General features: G+C 66.3%; 17 protein-coding genes. 10 read left to right on the top strand and 7 right to left on the bottom strand.

From position 1 onward, the window contains the following. Positions 1-191: 191 nt before the first annotated feature. Both AC1DZY_RS25455 and AC1DZY_RS25450 read right to left on the bottom strand, forming a co-directional pair. On the bottom strand, positions 192-1,403 hold the full coding sequence (locus tag AC1DZY_RS25455; protein ID WP_476822947.1) for an SGNH/GDSL hydrolase family protein: 1,212 nt from the start codon (positions 1,401-1,403) through the stop codon (positions 192-194). Positions 1,404-1,469: 66 nt separating this feature from the next. Next, positions 1,470-2,684 carry a lytic murein transglycosylase gene (locus AC1DZY_RS25450; protein WP_476822946.1) on the bottom strand — a complete coding sequence of 405 codons (1,215 nt, stop codon included), beginning with the start codon at positions 2,682-2,684 and terminating at the stop codon, positions 1,470-1,472. 214 nt (positions 2,685-2,898) lie between these two features. On the opposite strand from AC1DZY_RS25450, the gene AC1DZY_RS25445 reads away from it, so the two are divergent. Both AC1DZY_RS25445 and AC1DZY_RS25440 read left to right on the top strand, forming a co-directional pair. Further along, positions 2,899-3,141, top strand: coding sequence for a hypothetical protein (locus AC1DZY_RS25445; protein WP_476822945.1), 243 nt, complete (start codon positions 2,899-2,901; stop codon positions 3,139-3,141). After that, positions 3,138-3,527, top strand: a complete 390-nt coding sequence (locus tag AC1DZY_RS25440; protein ID WP_476822944.1) for a PIN domain-containing protein — start codon at positions 3,138-3,140, stop codon at positions 3,525-3,527. Before AC1DZY_RS25445 ends, AC1DZY_RS25440 begins: the two co-directional genes overlap by 4 nt. Positions 3,528-3,534: 7 nt before the next feature. Here the strand turns inward: AC1DZY_RS25440 and galE are convergent, their stop codons facing one another. Continuing rightward, entirely contained in the window at positions 3,535-4,524 is a 990-nt protein-coding gene (galE, locus tag AC1DZY_RS25435; protein WP_476822943.1) for a UDP-glucose 4-epimerase GalE, read from the bottom strand. 182 nt (positions 4,525-4,706) lie between these two features. On the opposite strand from galE, the gene AC1DZY_RS25430 reads away from it, so the two are divergent. From AC1DZY_RS25430 to grxD, 6 genes are all read left to right on the top strand, one after another. Then, a complete protein-coding gene (locus tag AC1DZY_RS25430) occupies positions 4,707-5,588 on the top strand; it encodes a UTP--glucose-1-phosphate uridylyltransferase (RefSeq protein WP_476822942.1) in 882 nt (293 codons plus the stop codon). Between the two features lie 27 nt (positions 5,589-5,615). Then, positions 5,616-6,497: a methyltransferase domain-containing protein gene (locus AC1DZY_RS25425; protein WP_476822941.1), complete on the top strand. Its 882-nt coding sequence runs from the start codon at positions 5,616-5,618 to the stop codon at positions 6,495-6,497. Between the two features lie 14 nt (positions 6,498-6,511). Then, positions 6,512-6,949: an acyl-CoA thioesterase gene (locus AC1DZY_RS25420; protein ID WP_476822940.1), complete on the top strand. Its 438-nt coding sequence runs from the start codon at positions 6,512-6,514 to the stop codon at positions 6,947-6,949. Positions 6,950-7,086: 137 nt separating this feature from the next. Next, on the top strand, positions 7,087-9,297 hold the full coding sequence (gene purL / locus AC1DZY_RS25415; protein WP_476822939.1) for a phosphoribosylformylglycinamidine synthase subunit PurL: 2,211 nt from the start codon (positions 7,087-7,089) through the stop codon (positions 9,295-9,297). 12 nt (positions 9,298-9,309) lie between these two features. Then, positions 9,310-9,546, top strand: a complete 237-nt coding sequence (locus AC1DZY_RS25410) for a BolA family protein (RefSeq protein ID WP_476822938.1) — start codon at positions 9,310-9,312, stop codon at positions 9,544-9,546. Between the two features lie 61 nt (positions 9,547-9,607). Continuing rightward, positions 9,608-9,943 carry a Grx4 family monothiol glutaredoxin gene (grxD, locus tag AC1DZY_RS25405; protein ID WP_476822937.1) on the top strand — a complete coding sequence of 112 codons (336 nt, stop codon included), beginning with the start codon at positions 9,608-9,610 and terminating at the stop codon, positions 9,941-9,943. 3 nt (positions 9,944-9,946) lie between these two features. Here grxD and AC1DZY_RS25400 read toward each other — a convergent pair whose 3' ends face one another. The 4 genes from AC1DZY_RS25400 to tlpA all read right to left on the bottom strand — a co-directional run bounded on the left by AC1DZY_RS25400 (position 9,947) and on the right by tlpA (position 13,330). Beyond that, positions 9,947-10,555 (bottom strand): ATPase, encoded by a 609-nt coding sequence (locus tag AC1DZY_RS25400; RefSeq protein ID WP_476822936.1) that lies wholly within the window; start codon positions 10,553-10,555, stop codon positions 9,947-9,949. Positions 10,556-10,592: 37 nt separating this feature from the next. Then, positions 10,593-10,841: a DUF1272 domain-containing protein gene (locus AC1DZY_RS25395; RefSeq protein ID WP_476822935.1), complete on the bottom strand. Its 249-nt coding sequence runs from the start codon at positions 10,839-10,841 to the stop codon at positions 10,593-10,595. A gap of 88 nt (positions 10,842-10,929) precedes the next feature. Continuing rightward, complete coding sequence (locus AC1DZY_RS25390; RefSeq protein ID WP_476822934.1) at positions 10,930-12,660, bottom strand: carbamoyltransferase family protein; 1,731 nt, start codon at positions 12,658-12,660, stop codon at positions 10,930-10,932. A 40-nt stretch (positions 12,661-12,700) separates the two neighbouring features. Beyond that, on the bottom strand, positions 12,701-13,330 hold the full coding sequence (gene tlpA / locus AC1DZY_RS25385) for a thiol:disulfide interchange protein TlpA (protein ID WP_476822933.1): 630 nt from the start codon (positions 13,328-13,330) through the stop codon (positions 12,701-12,703). A gap of 29 nt (positions 13,331-13,359) precedes the next feature. On the opposite strand from tlpA, the gene argH reads away from it, so the two are divergent. Beyond that, a complete protein-coding gene (gene argH / locus AC1DZY_RS25380) occupies positions 13,360-14,751 on the top strand; it encodes an argininosuccinate lyase (protein WP_476822932.1) in 1,392 nt (463 codons plus the stop codon). A 105-nt stretch (positions 14,752-14,856) separates the two neighbouring features. Then, positions 14,857-15,120, top strand: coding sequence for an LPS translocon maturation chaperone LptM (gene lptM, locus AC1DZY_RS25375; protein WP_476822931.1), 264 nt, complete (start codon positions 14,857-14,859; stop codon positions 15,118-15,120). Positions 15,121-15,204 lie beyond the last annotated feature (84 nt).

The following is a 15,204-nucleotide window of genomic DNA, read 5'->3' as shown; positions in this document are numbered from 1 at the left end:
TGCCGTGTTGAGATCCTGCCGCGTTGAGGCTGTCGCGACATTCTGCTCCGGCGGCCGTCTGACGCGGCTGTCCGCGCTTCCGGTGCTCACGGGCGGTAAGCCCGCTGCGCTCCGGTTCTCGACAGCCGCGCCAGCCGACTGACCGGAGCGAATGTCGCAGCAGCCTCAGCTCGGGCTTGGCATCGAGCTTTTTATTTCGGCCAGCGATAGTCGTCGAGACGGCCCGGTTTGGGTTCAGGCGCGATGCCTTCGCCGAAGATGCGGTCGAGCTGGACCGCGATCTCGCCATGTCCGCGCGCCTCGGTGATCGAGGCGAGCAGCGTCTTGTCTCCAGGCGCGGCCAGCGCGGTCAGTGGCAGGATCGGTCCTGCGAGCGGCCTTACCTGCAGCGCGGCCGGCAGGCTGAGGGTGGCGGGCAGGTTGCCGACCATCTCGTCGATCAGGCGCGCGATGCCGCCGGCCTGCAGCTCGGGCGCCAAGGGTGCGCCGGTATCGGGCGAGACCGGCAGGGCGATGACATCCTGCACCGGCTGGGCCTCGATCAGCCGCCGGATCAGCACGTCGACGAAATGCGCCGCCTTGCGGCTGCCGGCCGAGGTGAAATGTACGCCGTCGCCGAGGCGCAGCCGCATCGTCTGGCCGGAGACGTCTGGCCCCATCGCCGCATAGCGGTTCTCCGAATCGACGAAGCCGCCCCAGAGATCGACATATTGCCCGCCGGCCTTCTCGACCTGCTGGCGGTACATCTCGTTGAAGGTCACGAAGTCGACCGAGAGCTTGGGGTTCTGGACCGGGGGAGCGCCAACCCAGATCAGCGGGATGCGCTTCGATGCGAAGGCGTTGGCGACCGCGTCGATGCGCGTCCGGTAGAGTTCGCTCCAGCGCGGGCTGAGCGGCTCATGGACGGTGTCGCCCTCGCGGATGGCCTGCCGGTCGTTCAGGCCCAGCAGCATCACGCCGACGCTGACCTTGGCGTCGCTGGCGAGCAGTTCGGCCGCGACCTTGGGCCAGTCGTAGAAATCGGTCCGGACGAGCCCGGTATCGGCCTTGGCCTTGCGGATCACCGCGACGTCCTGCCGGTTGTTCAGGGCGTCGTCGAGACCGCCGGCCAGCAGTTCGCCCAGAGAATCTCCCATGACCAGGACATGGTGGGCGACGTCGACCTTCGGAATGACCGGGTCGTCGCGCACCACGACGACGGGAGCGCGGCGGCGGACGACGGGCGCGGTGACGCGCTGACGTTTGGGCGCGGCCGCAGGCTGTGGCGGGGGCTGCTGCCAGAAGAGCGAAAAGAGGCTGCGCTGCTGCGGCTGCCCGGCGTTCTGGGCAAGCGAAGACGGCCCGCCTGTCAGCAACAGGAGGCAGGCGGCGCCCAGAACCATGATGAGGGAGCGCAATCGCATCGGCTCTCGCTTCCGCGCGCTGCCGTTGGCACGCGTGGCCTCATATAGCGCGAAATCGAACCGGAGTCAGCGTGTGCGCATCTTCGCGAGCAGCGCCGGCGTCGGGTAGCCATCGGCGATCTCGCCGTTGCGGAGCTGATACTGCCGGACCGCCTCGCGCGTGACGGTGCCGATGCGCCCGTCGGCTTCGTGATTGTAGAGGCCTGCCGCCTTGAGCCGGCGCTGGACGTCCTGGAGCCCGGCCCTGTCGAGGCGCGGCGCCTGCACCGGCCAGTCGGCCTGAATCGCCGGGCGGCCCATGATGCGGTCGCCGAGATGGCCGACGGCCAGCGCATAGGCATCCGACGAATTGTATTTCTTGATGACGTCGAAATTCTCGGTCAGCAGCATGACCGGGCCGCGATGGCCGGCGGGGTAGAACAGCCGGGCCTCGCCGGAGGAGGGCAGGGCGCGGCCGTCGGCGCGCCGGATCCCGGCCGACGAGAAGGACTGGAAGCTCGTCTTGTTGAGCTTGTGGTCGAAGCCCTCGGGCAGCGTCACCTCGATGCCCCAGGGCAGGCCGGGAACCCAGCCATAGCCCCTGAGGTAGTTGGCGGTGGAGGCGAGCGCGTCCGGCGTCGAGGTCCAGATGTCGGCATGGCCGTCGCCGGTCCAGTCGACGGCGTATTTCATGTAGCTCGACGGCATGAACTGGGTGTGGCCCATGGCGCCGGCCCAGGAGCCGCGCAGTTCGCGGCGCTCGACATGGCCCTTCTCGATCAGCTCCAGCGCAGTCAGGAGTTCGTCGCGGAAGAAGTCGCCGCGATAGCGGAGCTGCGCCAGCGTCGCGAGCGAGCGGATCGTATCCTTGTCGCCCTTGAACGAGCCGTAATTGGTTTCCATGCCCCAGATGCCGAGCACGATCTCCCTGGGGACCCCGTAGCGCGCCTCGACCTGCGCCAGCACGGCGGCGTTGTCGGCGGCGGCGTCGCGTCCGCGCGGGATGCGCGTGCCGCCGAGCGCACTGTTGAGATAGCCCCAGATCGGAGCTGTGAATTCCGATTGCTTCCTGGTCAGCGCGACGATCGAGGGATCGGGCGTAACGCCGCGAAAGGCTGCATCGAAGGTCGCCCGCGAAATGCCGCGCGCCTGCGCCAGCGGCCAGAGGCCTTTGAGGAAGGAGTCGAACGAGGCGGCGGCGGCTTTGGCGGCTGCAGGCTTGGCGTTGATCGAGCCGGTGGTCTGGGCGAAGGCCGGCGCAAGGCTCAACAGCGCCACAGAGGCGATGACGGACAGGCGCATGGGAAAACCTCGTGAAGGCGCGGGGCGGGCCGATGATGCGACCGACACTGCGCCCGAACAAGCTTAATCATGGGTTAAAGTTGGGCGGCGATGGGAAAAGCTGGACCGCAAGCACTACGGATCGGTCAGGTGGTCAAACGGCCGCATATCTGGCGTTCCTGGCGATATTACCTTAGTCTGAGAACTCACCATCGCGGCAAGGGAGTGCGAGGTCGTGAAAGCGCGTGCCAAGCAGATCGACCGCGCCGGTTCAATGATCGGCGTCCGACAGAAGCGGACCACCGATCGACACCGCCACGTCCTCGTGGAGGAGATTGAACATACGGCACCTTCGCAGTCGTTTACCGAGGCCGTCGCGCGGGCGCAGGCTATGAGCCGTCAGCTTCTCGCGGGTAAGGAGAAGGTGACGGTCGACGACTTTCTCGCGGAGAGGCGCGAAGCCGCAGTTCTGGAGTGAGCCGCCCAGTCCTCGATGCCTCCGCGCTGCTGGCACTTCTGCTCGACGAGCCGGGTGCGGAGGAGGTGATGGCACGTGCGGAACACGCCTTCATGGTCAGCATCAATCTCGCCGAGGTCGTCAGCGTCTATGCGAAACGCGGAAGTTCCTTGACTGCCATCAAGGAGATGATCGCTCCCTTGGCGATCGAAATCGTCTTGGCGGATATTGATCTATCCTTCGATGCCGGGATGCTTCGCCCGCTCACACTCAAGGGCGGTCTATCGTTGGGTGATCGCTATTGTCTGGCTCTCGGCAAGCGGCTCAATCGTCCGATCCTGACCGCCGAACGCCGCTGGCCTGACATTGCCGAGGCCGCTGGCGTCACGCTCGAACTGATTCGCTGAGTCGGCCCTACACCGCGTTCCTTGTCTTCAGGCTTTCCTCCCAGGCGAGCGCCTGGCGGACGATCTCTTCGAGGTCGTCATGCTCCGGCTTCCAGCCGAGCTCGCTGCGGATTCGGTCGGCCTTGGCGATCAGCGATGCCGGATCGCCGGCGCGCCTTGGTGAAAGCTTCACCGGAAAATCGACGCCAGAGACCTGTTTCACGACATCGGCGACCTGATTGACAGAATAGCCCCGGCCATAGCCGCAATTCAGCGTCAGGCTGCCGCCCCCGTTGCGCAGATGGTCGAGCGCCGCCAGATGGGCGCGGGCGAGATCGGTCACGTGGATGTAGTCGCGCACGCAGGTGCCGTCAGGCGTCGGATAATCCGTGCCGAAGATTTCGAGCCCGGCGCGCTGGCCGAGCGCGGCCTGGCTCGCGACCTTGATCAGATGGGTGGCGTTGGGCGAGGACTGGCCCGAGCGGCCTCTGGGATCGGCGCCGGCGACGTTGAAATAGCGCAAGGCGACATAGGCCAGGCCATGGGCGCGGGCGGTGTCGGCGAGCATCCACTCGCTCATCAGCTTGGAGCGGCCATAGGGGTTGATCGGGTTCAGCGCGATGTCCTCGGGCACCGGCGAGATCGCGGGTTCGCCATAGACGGCCGCCGTCGACGAGAAGATGATCTGCTTCACGCCGCCGCGCACGGCGCTTTCCAGCAATGCACGCGTCTTGACAGTGTTGTTGAGGTAGTAGCCCAGCGGATCGGCGACGGAGTCGGGAACCACGATCCTCGCGGCGAAATGGGCGATCGCGGTGATGCCGTGTTCGGCGATGACGCGCTCGACCAGCGCCTGGTCGCCCATGTCGCCCTGAACGAAGGTCGCCTCCTTCGGCACCGCCCACCAGAAGCCGGTCGAGAGATCGTCGAGCACCACGACCTCCTCGCCGGCGTCGAGCAGCGCAAGCACCATGTGACTGCCGATATAGCCTGCGCCGCCAGAAACCAGAATCGCCATGGTCGCCTCTCCAGAGGGAGATAGAAGGAACCAGCCTTACGCAAAAAGCGTTGACGGGTTCTCAAGCTCGTTCTGCTATGGGAAGCCGTCGACTCTCTGCGTCGGGGCCGCAGTCGGTTGCTTCCTCCATCCCCGAAACGCCGCAGGTCGGAAAAGCCCGCCGCGCCCGAAACGGACCCTCCATGACGAAACGCATCCGCAAGGCCGTCCTGCCCGTCGCCGGTCTCGGCACCCGCTTCCTGCCCGCGACGAAGGCGATCCCCAAGGAGATGCTGACGATCGTCGATCGGCCGGTCGTCCAGCACGTCGTCGACGAGGCGCGCGCCGCCGGCATCGAGCACTTCATCTTCGTCACCGGCCGGAACAAGGCCGTGATCGAGGACCATTTCGATCTCGCCTATGAGCTCGACGACACGCTGCGCAAGCGCAACAAGGTCAGGGAATTGGAGGCCTTGCTCGCCGACCTGCCTGCAGCTGGCGCGACGAGCTTCACCCGTCAGCAGGCGCCGCTCGGTCTCGGCCACGCCGTCTGGTGCGCCCGCGATCTCATCGGTGACGACGAGCCATTCGCGCTGCTCCTGCCCGACATGCTGCACCATACGCATGGCAAGGGCTGCCTCGCCGAGATGATGGACGCCTACAACAGGCATGGCGGCAACCACATCGCGGTCGCGCCCGTTCCGGAAGACCAGACGCACCAGTACGGCATCGTCGGCGTCGAGGATGTGAAGGCCAAGGTCTCGAAGATCACGAAAATGGTCGAGAAGCCGGCCAAGGGCACCGCGCCCTCGAACCTCCACATCACCGGCCGCTACATCCTGCAGCCAACGATCTTCAACCTGCTCGCCAACCAGGAGCCCGGCGCCGGCGGCGAGATCCAGCTGACCGATTCGATGATCGCGCTGTCGCGGCTGGAGCCGTTCCATGCGGTGCGCTTCGACGGCGACATCTACGACACCGGCTCAAAGATCGGCTTCCTCACGGCAAACGTGGCCTATGCGCTCGACCGCGGCGATCTCGGCCACGAACTGCGCCGCGAGATCGAGCGGCTGCTGGAGCGCTGAGAGCGCTTCCGGCGGGAGTTTCAGGCTGTGAGCGAGGGCAGCGCCGTCTTCGATCGCGCGCTCGGGCGTGCTCGGCTGTCGCGGGCGCTCGCGGCCGGCTATCCGGATTTCCTGCTTGCGCGGGCGACTGAGGATCTGGCCGAGCGGCTCGATGCAGTGCTGCGGCGCTTCGGCCTTGCTGTCGATCTCGGCACGGCCCTGCCGGTTGCGGAACCGGTGCTGCGCGCCAAGGCCGATATGGTCTGGCGCATGGCGGAGGCCGCCGGTGCGCGCGCGAATGTCGTCGGCGATCTCGAACGTTTGCCGCTGGCTCAGGGCTCGGTCGATCTTGCCGTCTCGCTCCTGGCGCTGCATGGCGTCAACGATCTGCCTGGCGCGCTGATCCAGATTCGCCGGAGCTTGCGGCCCGACGGTCTCTTCATCGGCTGCCTGCTCGGTGGGCGGACGCTGCAGGAGCTTCGGCAAGTGCTCCTGGAGGCCGAGGCCGAGACGTCGGGCGGCGCGAGCCCCCGCGTCGCACCCTTCGCCGATCTGCGCGACATGGGCACGCTGCTGCAGAGGGCCGGCTTTGCCCTGCCGGTCGTCGACAGCGAACTGGTGACCGTTCGCTATGGCGACATCTTCGGCCTGTTGCGCGATCTGCGCGCCATGGGCTGGACGAATGCGCTGACGCAGCGCAGCCGACGCGGCATGCGTCGGGACACGCTGGCGCGCGCGGCGGAACTTTACGCCCAGCGCCATGCCGATGCCGACGGGCGCCTGCGGGCAAGTTTCGAGATGGTCTGGCTCTCGGGCTGGGCTCCCCATGAGAGCCAGCAGAAGCCGCTGCGGCCCGGTTCGGCAAAGACGCGGCTGGCCGATGCGCTTGGCGTGCCGGAGATCGGCATGGGCGAAAAGGCCGGGCAATAACGGGAGGGCAAGCGATGAGCGGACGTCAGGAGCGGCTGTCACGCGCTGATTTTGCGCTGTTTCGCGCGATTCCAACGCGCTGGCACGACAATGACGTGTTCGGCCACGTCAACAATGTCGTCTACTACTCGTGGTTCGACACGGGCGTGAACGCCTGGCTGATCGAGCAGGGCTTTCTCGATGTCGCGCAAAGCCCGGTCGTCGGTCTCGTGGTCGAGACCACCTGCACCTATTTCGAGAGCGTCGCCTTTCCCGAGACCGTCGAGGTCGGGCTCGGCGTCGAGCGGCTCGGTTCGAGTTCGGTGACCTACCGGCTCGGCATCTTCCGGGAAGGAGGCGCGTTGGCCGCCGCGCAGGGGCGCTTCACCCATGTCTATGTCGAGCGGGCGACGCAGAAGCCGGTGCCGATCCCCGCTGGCCTGCGGGCCGCACTGGACGCGATGAACGGCTGAAAGCTGCGCGCGCAAGGCCATCATGCGTTGTCTCGCGGGCGCACACGCGCTATGCCGCCCTCGACCCGAGACTGCCTCGACCCGAGACTGCCTCGACCCGAGACCGCTTCCGCCGGATCGCCAGGAACCCAGCGCCCGTGATTCCCAACGCCATCGCAATCACCCCGCAGCTCGTGGCCGAGCATGGCCTGAAGCCCGACGAGTACCAGCGCTTCCTGCACCTGATCGGGCGTGAGCCGACGATCACCGAACTCGGCATCGTCTCGGCGATGTGGAACGAGCACTGCTCCTACAAATCCTCGAAACTGCATCTGAAGACCCTGCCGACCAAGGCGGCCTGGGTGATCCAGGGGCCTGGCGAGAATGCCGGCGTGATCGACATCGGCGACGGTCTCGCGATCGTCTTCAAGATGGAGAGCCACAACCATCCGTCGTTCATCGAGCCCTATCAGGGCGCGACGACCGGCGTCGGCGGCATCCTGCGCGACGTCTTCACCATGGGCGCGCGCCCGATCGCGGTGCTCGACGCGCTGCGCTTCGGCTCGCCCGACCATCCGCGCACGCGCCATCTCGTCTCGGGCGTCGTCGCCGGCATCGGCGGCTACGGCAACTCCTTCGGCGTGCCCAATGTCGGCGGCGCGACCGGCTTCCATCGGCGCTATGACGGCAATATTCTGGTCAACGCCATGGCGGTCGGCATCGCCCGGGCCGACGAGATTTTTTATGCCAAGGCCTCGGGCGTCGGGAAGGCCATCGTCTATCTCGGCTCCAAGACCGGGCGCGACGGCATCCATGGCGCGACCATGGCGTCGGCCGCCTTCGGCGAGGGCGCCGAAGAGAAGCGCCCGACCGTGCAGGTCGGCGACCCCTTCGCCGAAAAGCTTTTGCTCGAAGCCTGCCTCGAGATCATGGCGGCCGGCCATGTCGACGCGATCCAGGACATGGGCGCTGCCGGCCTGACCTGCTCGGCCGTCGAGATGGGCGCCAAGGGCGATCTCGGTGTCGAGCTCAATCTCGACGCCGTGCCCTGCCGCGAGGACGGCATGAGCGCCTATGAGATGATGCTGTCGGAGAGCCAGGAGCGCATGCTCATGGTGATCAAGCCCGGCCATGAGGAGCCGGCCGAAGCGATCTTCAGGAAGTGGGGGCTCGATTTCGCCGTTGTCGGCCACACCACCGACACACTGCGCTTCGTCGTGAAGCATCAGGGCGAGACCATGGTGGACCTGCCGATCAAGGAGCTCGGCGACGAGGCTCCCGAATATGACCGGCCCTGGGTCGAGACGCCGAAATTGCCGGTGATCGAGGCCGCATCCGTGAAGCCGCCGATGTCGAACACGGACGCGCTGCTCAGGCTCGTCGGCTCGCCGGACCTTTGCTCCAAGCGCTGGATCACCGAGCAGTACGACACGCTGATCCTCGGCAATTCGGTGATCACGCCCGGCGGCGATTCCGGCCTGATCCGGATCGAGGACGGGCCCAAGGGTCTCGCCATGACCGCGGATGTCACGCCGCGCTATTGCGAGGCCGATCCGTTCGAGGGCGGCAAGCAGGCGGTGGCGGAAGCGTATCGCAATCTGACGGCGGTCGGCGCGACGCCGCTCGCCGTCACCGATAATCTGAACTTCGGCAACCCGGAGCGGCCCGAGGTGATGGGCCAGCTCGTCGGCTGCATCCGGGGCATCGGCGAGGCCTGCCGCGCGCTCGACTTCCCCGTCGTCTCCGGCAACGTCTCGCTCTACAACGAGACCAACGGCGTCTCGATCCTGCCGACCCCGACCATCGGCGGCGTCGGCGTGCTGGCGGATGTGACGAAGCACGCGACGATCGCCTTCAAGGCCGAAGGCGAGACGATCCTGCTTATCGGCGAGACGTCGGGCTGGCTGGGTCAGTCGGCCTATCTCGCGACGATCTGCGGCCAGGAAGCCGGCGCGCCGCCGCCGGTCGATCTCGCAGTCGAGCGCCGGAACGGCGATTTCGTGCGCGGGCTGATCACGGGCGGCCAAGTCAACACCTGTCACGATCTGTCGGATGGCGGGCTGGTCGTTGCGCTGGCTGAGATGGCGATGGCGGGCGGCATCGGCGCGAGCGTCACGGCCTTGCCGGCCGGGCCATCCCATGCGGTGCTGTTCGGCGAGGATCAGGCGCGCTATCTCGTCGCGGTATCGCAAGGAGCGGTCGATGCCGTGCTGAACGAGGCCAAGGCTGCCGGCGTTGCCGCGCTGGCGATCGGCATGACCGGCGGCGACACACTGGCGCTCCCAGGCGAGGCCGCGATCGCTGTCTCCGCCCTGAAGAGCGCCCATGAAACCTGGCTGCCCGACTACATGTCAGGCAAGGCTGCCTGAGGAGCCAATCCCATGCCGATGGACGCACACGATATCGAGGCGATGATCAAGGCGGCGCTGCCCGACGCCACGGTCGAGATCAAGGATCTCGCTGGTGACGGCGACCATTACTCCGCGACCGTCATCTCGGCCGCCTTTGCCGGCAAGAGCCGGGTGCAGCAGCATCAGATGGTCTATGCGGCGCTCAAGGGAAACATGGGCGGCGTGCTGCATGCCCTTGCGCTGACGACTTCGGTTCCCCAGAATTAGAACGAGACCATTCCAGCAATCCTTGACAGCGGGCCTTGAACCCGCCCCGGGAGATCAGATCATGACCGACGTCAACGCCCGCATCGATGCCGAAGTGAAGTCCGCCGACGTCGTGGTCTTCATGAAGGGCACGCCGCAGTTCCCGATGTGCGGCTTCTCCGGCCAGGTCTCCCAGATCCTGGGCTATCTCGGCGTGCCGTGGAAGGGCGTCAACGTGCTCGAGGACATGGAAATCCGCGAGGGCATCAAGGCTTATTCGAACTGGCCGACGATCCCCCAACTTTACGTCAAGGGCGAGTTCATCGGCGGCTGCGACATCACCCGCGAGATGTTCCAGGCCGGCGAGCTGCAGGCGCTCTTCGAGGAGAAGGGCATCTCGGTCAAGCAGGCGAGCTGAGGGTCAGGCTTCCGCGCAGGGCGGCAGCTTTTCGAGCGCCGCCCAAAGCGCCGCCGGCAATGTCGGCGACGGCTCGCTGAGCGCGATGCAGCCGCGTCGTCCCTCGGCCACGACCTTCGGCTTCAACGTTGCATTGTCGAAAACCCGCCACTGATCGGCCTGATCGATATAGATCGGGAGATTGGCGATCGCGCGATCGAAGCGCCGACGGACGTCGGCTTCCGATACGTCGTGTCCCCCCTCGCTGACACGCCTCGCGATCCGCGACAGCGAGACCTCGGGCGACGCCACCAGAAAAAACAACAGATTGATGGCGAACCCGGCTTCCCGGGCGGCCGCAATCGTCCGGAGATGGGTTTTGCCGGACAAGGTCGTTTCGATAGAGAACGGCTTCCTGTCCGCGATCAGCGAGCGGGTCATCTCAAGGGCGACCCTCGCGGCCCGTTGCTGCTCCGCTCCGGGGTCCAGCGGCGAGAGACCACGCGAAATCTCGTCGAGATTGACGAAACGCGTGCTGCCGGAAACGGCCTTGATGTGCCGGAATGCATAAGTCGTCTTGCCGACGCCGTTCGGCCCGGCGACGATCCAGAATTGCGGCTTCGCGCTGATCATGCCGTCTGGCTAGCACGCAGCCGGCGCAACTGCCATGTCAGGCAGCCGTGCATTCCGGATGAGGTTTCAAGACCCGCTCTCTCGAGGGCGGGTTTTTTGCGAGCTTTCCCGCCGGCCTGACCGGCCGGCGCACCAGCTCGCCGCCGCAATTGGGGCAGATGCCCTTGAAACGCGTCTGCGCGCAGTCGGCGCAGAAGGTGCATTCGAAGGTGCAGATCATCGCCTCGCGGCTGTCATAAGGCAGGTCGCGGTCGCAGCATTCGCAGTTCGGGCGTAGTTCGAGCATCGCGTTCCCTCCGTTCGGGCCGGAGAATGCCGAAAGGTTGCGTGTTCGACCAGCATGAACCGATGTTGGATCAGATCACGCCCGGCGATCACTTCACCAGCAGCCAGTCCTCGACCACCAGCGCATCGAGCCCGCTGGTATAGAACATCAGGATCGCATCCTCGGCCGTGTGCAGGATCGGCTTGCCCATGATGTTGAAGGAGGTGTTGAGCAGCACCGGCACGCCAGTCAGATCGTAAAACGCCTTTATCAGCGCGTGGTAGCGCGGGTTGCGCTGCGCCGTGACGCTCTGGAGCCGCCCTGTCGCATCTTCGTGGACCACGGCGGGCACACGGATGCGAACCGCGTCCTTCCAGACAAGAGTGCGCTCCATATAGGGCGCGTCCTGATAGTGCTCGAACCAGTCTGGTCCGTGCTCGGCCAGGATCGAGGGGGCGAAGGGCCGGAAAGCCTCGCGGTACTTCACCTTGGCGTTGAGCAGGTCCTTGGCGTCGGCCGGGCGCGGATCGGCGAGGATCGAGCGGTTGCCGAGCGAGCGCGGGCCGAACTCCGCCTTGCCCTGGACCCAGCCGACCAGCTTGCCCTCCGCCAGCAGCCGGGCCGTGACGGGCGCGACCTCGTCGGCGGCGAGCTTGCGCAGGCGCGGCTCCCATGCCGTCATGCGCTCCAGCGGCTCGGTCGAGACAGTCGAGCCGAGATAAGGCGAAAGTGGCCCTGTTGGCGCGCGCCAGCCGGGATTGGCCTGCGCATGGGCGAGCCAGGCCGCGCCGATGGCATTGCCGTCATCGGCCGGCGCGGAGGGCACGAAGACATTCGCAAAGCCGTGCCTGCCGACGATCCTGCCGTTGAAGGAGGAGTTCAGCGCGCAGCCGCCGGCGAGTACAAGGTTTTCGCTCGGCACCAGCGTCGCGGCCTCCGCGAGCAGCGGCTCCATCATCTCGGCGAAGACATCCTGGCCGCAGCGGGCGAGGTCGGCCCAGCCCTGATCGAGCGCGTCAGGCGGGCGCAAGCGCAGGATCTCGGCGCTGACAGCACGCACTGTCTCGATGTCGGCGAAGGAAAGCTTGTGGCCCTCGATGCGATAGAGTTTGCGCAGCAGCGCCATCAGCGCGTCGTCGGTTTTGCCATAGGGGGCGAGCCCCATGATCTTCCATTCCTCGCCCTTGGCCTGATCGAAGCCGGCGAGATYGGTGACGAGGCCGAAAAAGAAGCCGATCGATTCGCGGCCGCGATGGCGCTTCACCTCGGTGATCTGGCCGTCCTTCAGCGCGAAGATCGCGGATGCCCCGGTCTCGCCCATGCCATCGACGACCAGGCAGGCGGCGTCGCTGAAGGGAGAAGCCCAGCAGGCATAGGCGGCGTGGCTGAGATGGTGGCCGTAGCGCTTCAGGCCGATGACGTTCGCCTTGCCGAAGGCGCGGTCGAGCCCGAGCAGGGTGCCGAGCCCGGCGCTTTGCTGTCCGAGATGCAGCGACGCAATCAGCGCGCGCTCGGTTCGCTCGGGCACCAGCGAGCGGTTGAGCTCCGGCGAGAGCTTGAGCAGGGCGTCGAGCGAGAACGCGCCGGCCCGGCTCATCTGGTCGAGGAAGCCGGTGAAATCCTCGCCCCAGCTCGTCGCGATCCTGACCTGCGCGTCCTTGGGGATGTAGCGCTTGAGCAGCGCTTCCATGCGCGGGGCGGAATCGGGCTCGCAATTGGGCGCGCGCTTGTATTGCAGATAGCGCTCGGTCGCCTCGGCGAACAGCACGTGGCCATCGGGGTCGACGATGGCGATGGCGGAGTCGTGGAAGGTGGTGGCGAGGCCTATTGAGTAGGTCATGACCGGAAACGTATGAAGCAGCGGGCCCGCGGAGGCAAATTCAGCGCCCCAGCGCTGCTCCAATCAGCGCCTTCGCATCGGCGCTCGCCCAGTCCGCCGGTCCCTGGATCATCGCCAGTTCACAGCCCTCCGGATCGACCAGCAGGCTCACCGGCATGCCCTCGATCTTTTTGGCGACGCGCAGGTCCTGGAAGATTTTCGCCTGCGGGTCGGCGTAATAGGCGAGCTTGCCGATCCTGTTTTCCGCGAGCCAGGTCCTTGGCTTGTCGAGGTTGCGCGTGTCGATGTTGACGGCGACGACGGCGAAATCGGGTCCGCCCATGCTGTCCTGAAGCGCATCGAGCGCCGGCATCTCCTTCAGGCAGGGCGCGCACCAGGTCGCCCAGAGATTGACCAGCACGGTCTTGCCCCTGAACGCCGCAAGCGTGGTCGGCTGGCCGTCGGGCCCGGTGAAGGCGAGGTCCGGCAGCGGGGCCGGGCGCTTGCTGACCTCGACAGCCGCGACCTCGCCTCGCGCCAGCGGCTGCATTGTCGTGGCCTTGGCGGACGCTGCGCTGCACGATGCGGAATTGCCGGCATTGCCCGCGACGGAGTAGAAGACCGCGACGCCGCCGAGGCCGAGCACCGCCACGACCCCGAAGGCCGCCCTTTTTTTTGACCAAGACGTCATGTCACGTCCTAAAAGCAGGAAAGACCGCCGTGAGCAATCGAATGTGGGGTGGACGTTTCGCCACGGGTCCCGACGCCCTCATGGAGGAGATCAACGCCTCCATCGATTTCGACAAGCGCCTGTGGCGCCAGGACATTGCGGGCTCGCTCGCGCATGCGGCCATGCTGGCGAAGACCGGTATCCTGACCAGCGACGATGTGGCTACGATCACAGCCGGACTCAAGCAGGTCGAAAGCGAGATCGAGGCGGGCAGCTTCACGTTCTCGCGCGCGCTCGAGGATGTTCACATGAACATCGAGAGCAATCTCAAGGACAGGATCGGACTCGCCGCCGGCCGCCTGCATACGGCGCGCTCGCGCAACGACCAGGTCGCGACCGACATGCGGCTCTGGGTCCGTGATACGCTGGGCGAGATCGACGCGCAGATGGCAGATCTCCAGCTGGCGCTGGCTGAGAAGGCCGATCTCCATGCCGGCTCGGTGATGCCGGGCTTCACCCATCTGCAATCGGCGCAGCCTGTCACCTTCGGCCATCATCTCCTGGCCTATGTCGAGATGCTCGGGCGCGATCGCGGACGGGTCCGCGACGCCCGGGCAAGGCTGAACGAGTGCCCGCTGGGCGCGGCCGCGCTGGCGGGCACCTCCTTCCCGATCGATCGTCACATGACGGCCAAGGCGCTCGGCTTCGACCGGCCGACGGCGAACTCGCTCGATTCGGTTTCCGACCGCGATTTCGTGCTGGAGACACTGTCGGCGGCCTCGATCTGCGCGATGCATCTGTCGCGGCTGGCCGAGGAGATCGTGCTCTGGGCGACGCCGCAATTCGGCTTCGTACGCCTCTCCGACAAGTTCTCGACCGGCTCGTCGATCATGCCGCAGAAGCGCAATCCCGACGCCGCCGAACTGGTGCGCGGCAAGGCCGGGCGCGTGTTCGGCGCGCTGCAGGCGATGCTGACGATGATGAAGGGTCTGCCGCTGACCTATTCCAAGGACATGCAGGAGGACAAGGAGGGTACGTTCGACGCGCTGCAGACGCTCTCGCTGTGTCTTGCCGCGATGGCCGGCATGGTGCGCGACATGGAGCCCGACCTGAAGACGATGAAGCGGGCGGCGGGGCTGGGCTACGCCACCGCGACCGATCTCGCCGATTGGCTGGTGCGCGTGCTGAAAATGCCGTTCCGCGACGCCCACCACGTCACCGGGAAGCTCGTCGGCGTGGCCTCGGCCAAGGGGATCGGGCTTGAAAAGCTGACGCTTGCCGAGATGCAGGCGGTCGAGCCGCAGATCACTGAGGCTGTCTTCGCGGTCCTCGGCGTCGTGCAATCGGTGAAAAGCCGCGTCAGCTATGGCGGCACGGCCCCGGTCAATGTCCGCCGTCAGGCCAGGGGCTGGCTGAAGCGGCTGGCGAAAGAGCGGGCATGACGGGCGCGCTTTTCGCACCCGGCTGCTAGATCGCCCGCAAAAGCTCGCAAGCCGCTGTTCCTTTCGCTACAGTCCCTGTCACGCTTCGTCCGAGGGTTTCCTTTCGTGCTGCATTCCCGCCTGAAACTTGGCCGCGCCATCGTGCTGGCCGGCCTTATCGGACTTGGCCTGACCGCCTGCGGTCGCAGGGGCCCGCTGGAAGCGCCGCCGAATGCAACCAACGCCATCGACCTGCCCGACCGCGACATCGGCGCCGACGAGGATGCGGGCCAGATCGCGGCGGGCGGTGCCCCCTTCGGCAAGCCGCCCAAGGCCAGCCGCGCCATCACGGTGCCGGAAAAGCCGTTCGTGCTCGACCCGATTCTCTAAGATTGGATAAAAACAGCCCTCATCCTGAGGAGCCTCATGAGCGGCGTCTCGAAGGATGCTCCAGCCAGCGGATTGTGGAGCATC

The organism is Allobosea sp. P2_A10, from assembly GCF_056405115.1.
This window is presented reverse-complemented; position numbering and strand designations above follow the sequence as displayed.

Excerpts from the sequence above, each read along its gene's own strand:
- AC1DZY_RS25450 (WP_476822946.1), bottom strand. The coding sequence starts at position 2,684 with ATGCGCCTGTCCGTCATCGCCTCTGTGGCGCTGTTGAGCCTTGCGCCG.
- tlpA (WP_476822933.1), bottom strand. The coding sequence starts at position 13,330 with ATGACGTCTTGGTCAAAAAAAAGGGCGGCCTTCGGGGTCGTGGCGGTG.
- galE (WP_476822943.1), bottom strand. The coding sequence starts at position 4,524 with ATGGCGATTCTGGTTTCTGGCGGCGCAGGCTATATCGGCAGTCACATG.
- AC1DZY_RS25400 (WP_476822936.1), bottom strand. The coding sequence starts at position 10,555 with ATGATCAGCGCGAAGCCGCAATTCTGGATCGTCGCCGGGCCGAACGGC.
- AC1DZY_RS25430 (WP_476822942.1), top strand. The coding sequence starts at position 4,707 with ATGACGAAACGCATCCGCAAGGCCGTCCTGCCCGTCGCCGGTCTCGGC.
- AC1DZY_RS25395 (WP_476822935.1), bottom strand. The coding sequence starts at position 10,841 with ATGCTCGAACTACGCCCGAACTGCGAATGCTGCGACCGCGACCTGCCT.
- grxD (WP_476822937.1), top strand. The coding sequence starts at position 9,608 with ATGACCGACGTCAACGCCCGCATCGATGCCGAAGTGAAGTCCGCCGAC.
- AC1DZY_RS25455 (WP_476822947.1), bottom strand. The coding sequence starts at position 1,403 with ATGCGATTGCGCTCCCTCATCATGGTTCTGGGCGCCGCCTGCCTCCTG.
- AC1DZY_RS25420 (WP_476822940.1), top strand. The coding sequence starts at position 6,512 with ATGAGCGGACGTCAGGAGCGGCTGTCACGCGCTGATTTTGCGCTGTTT.
- AC1DZY_RS25410 (WP_476822938.1), top strand. The coding sequence starts at position 9,310 with ATGCCGATGGACGCACACGATATCGAGGCGATGATCAAGGCGGCGCTG.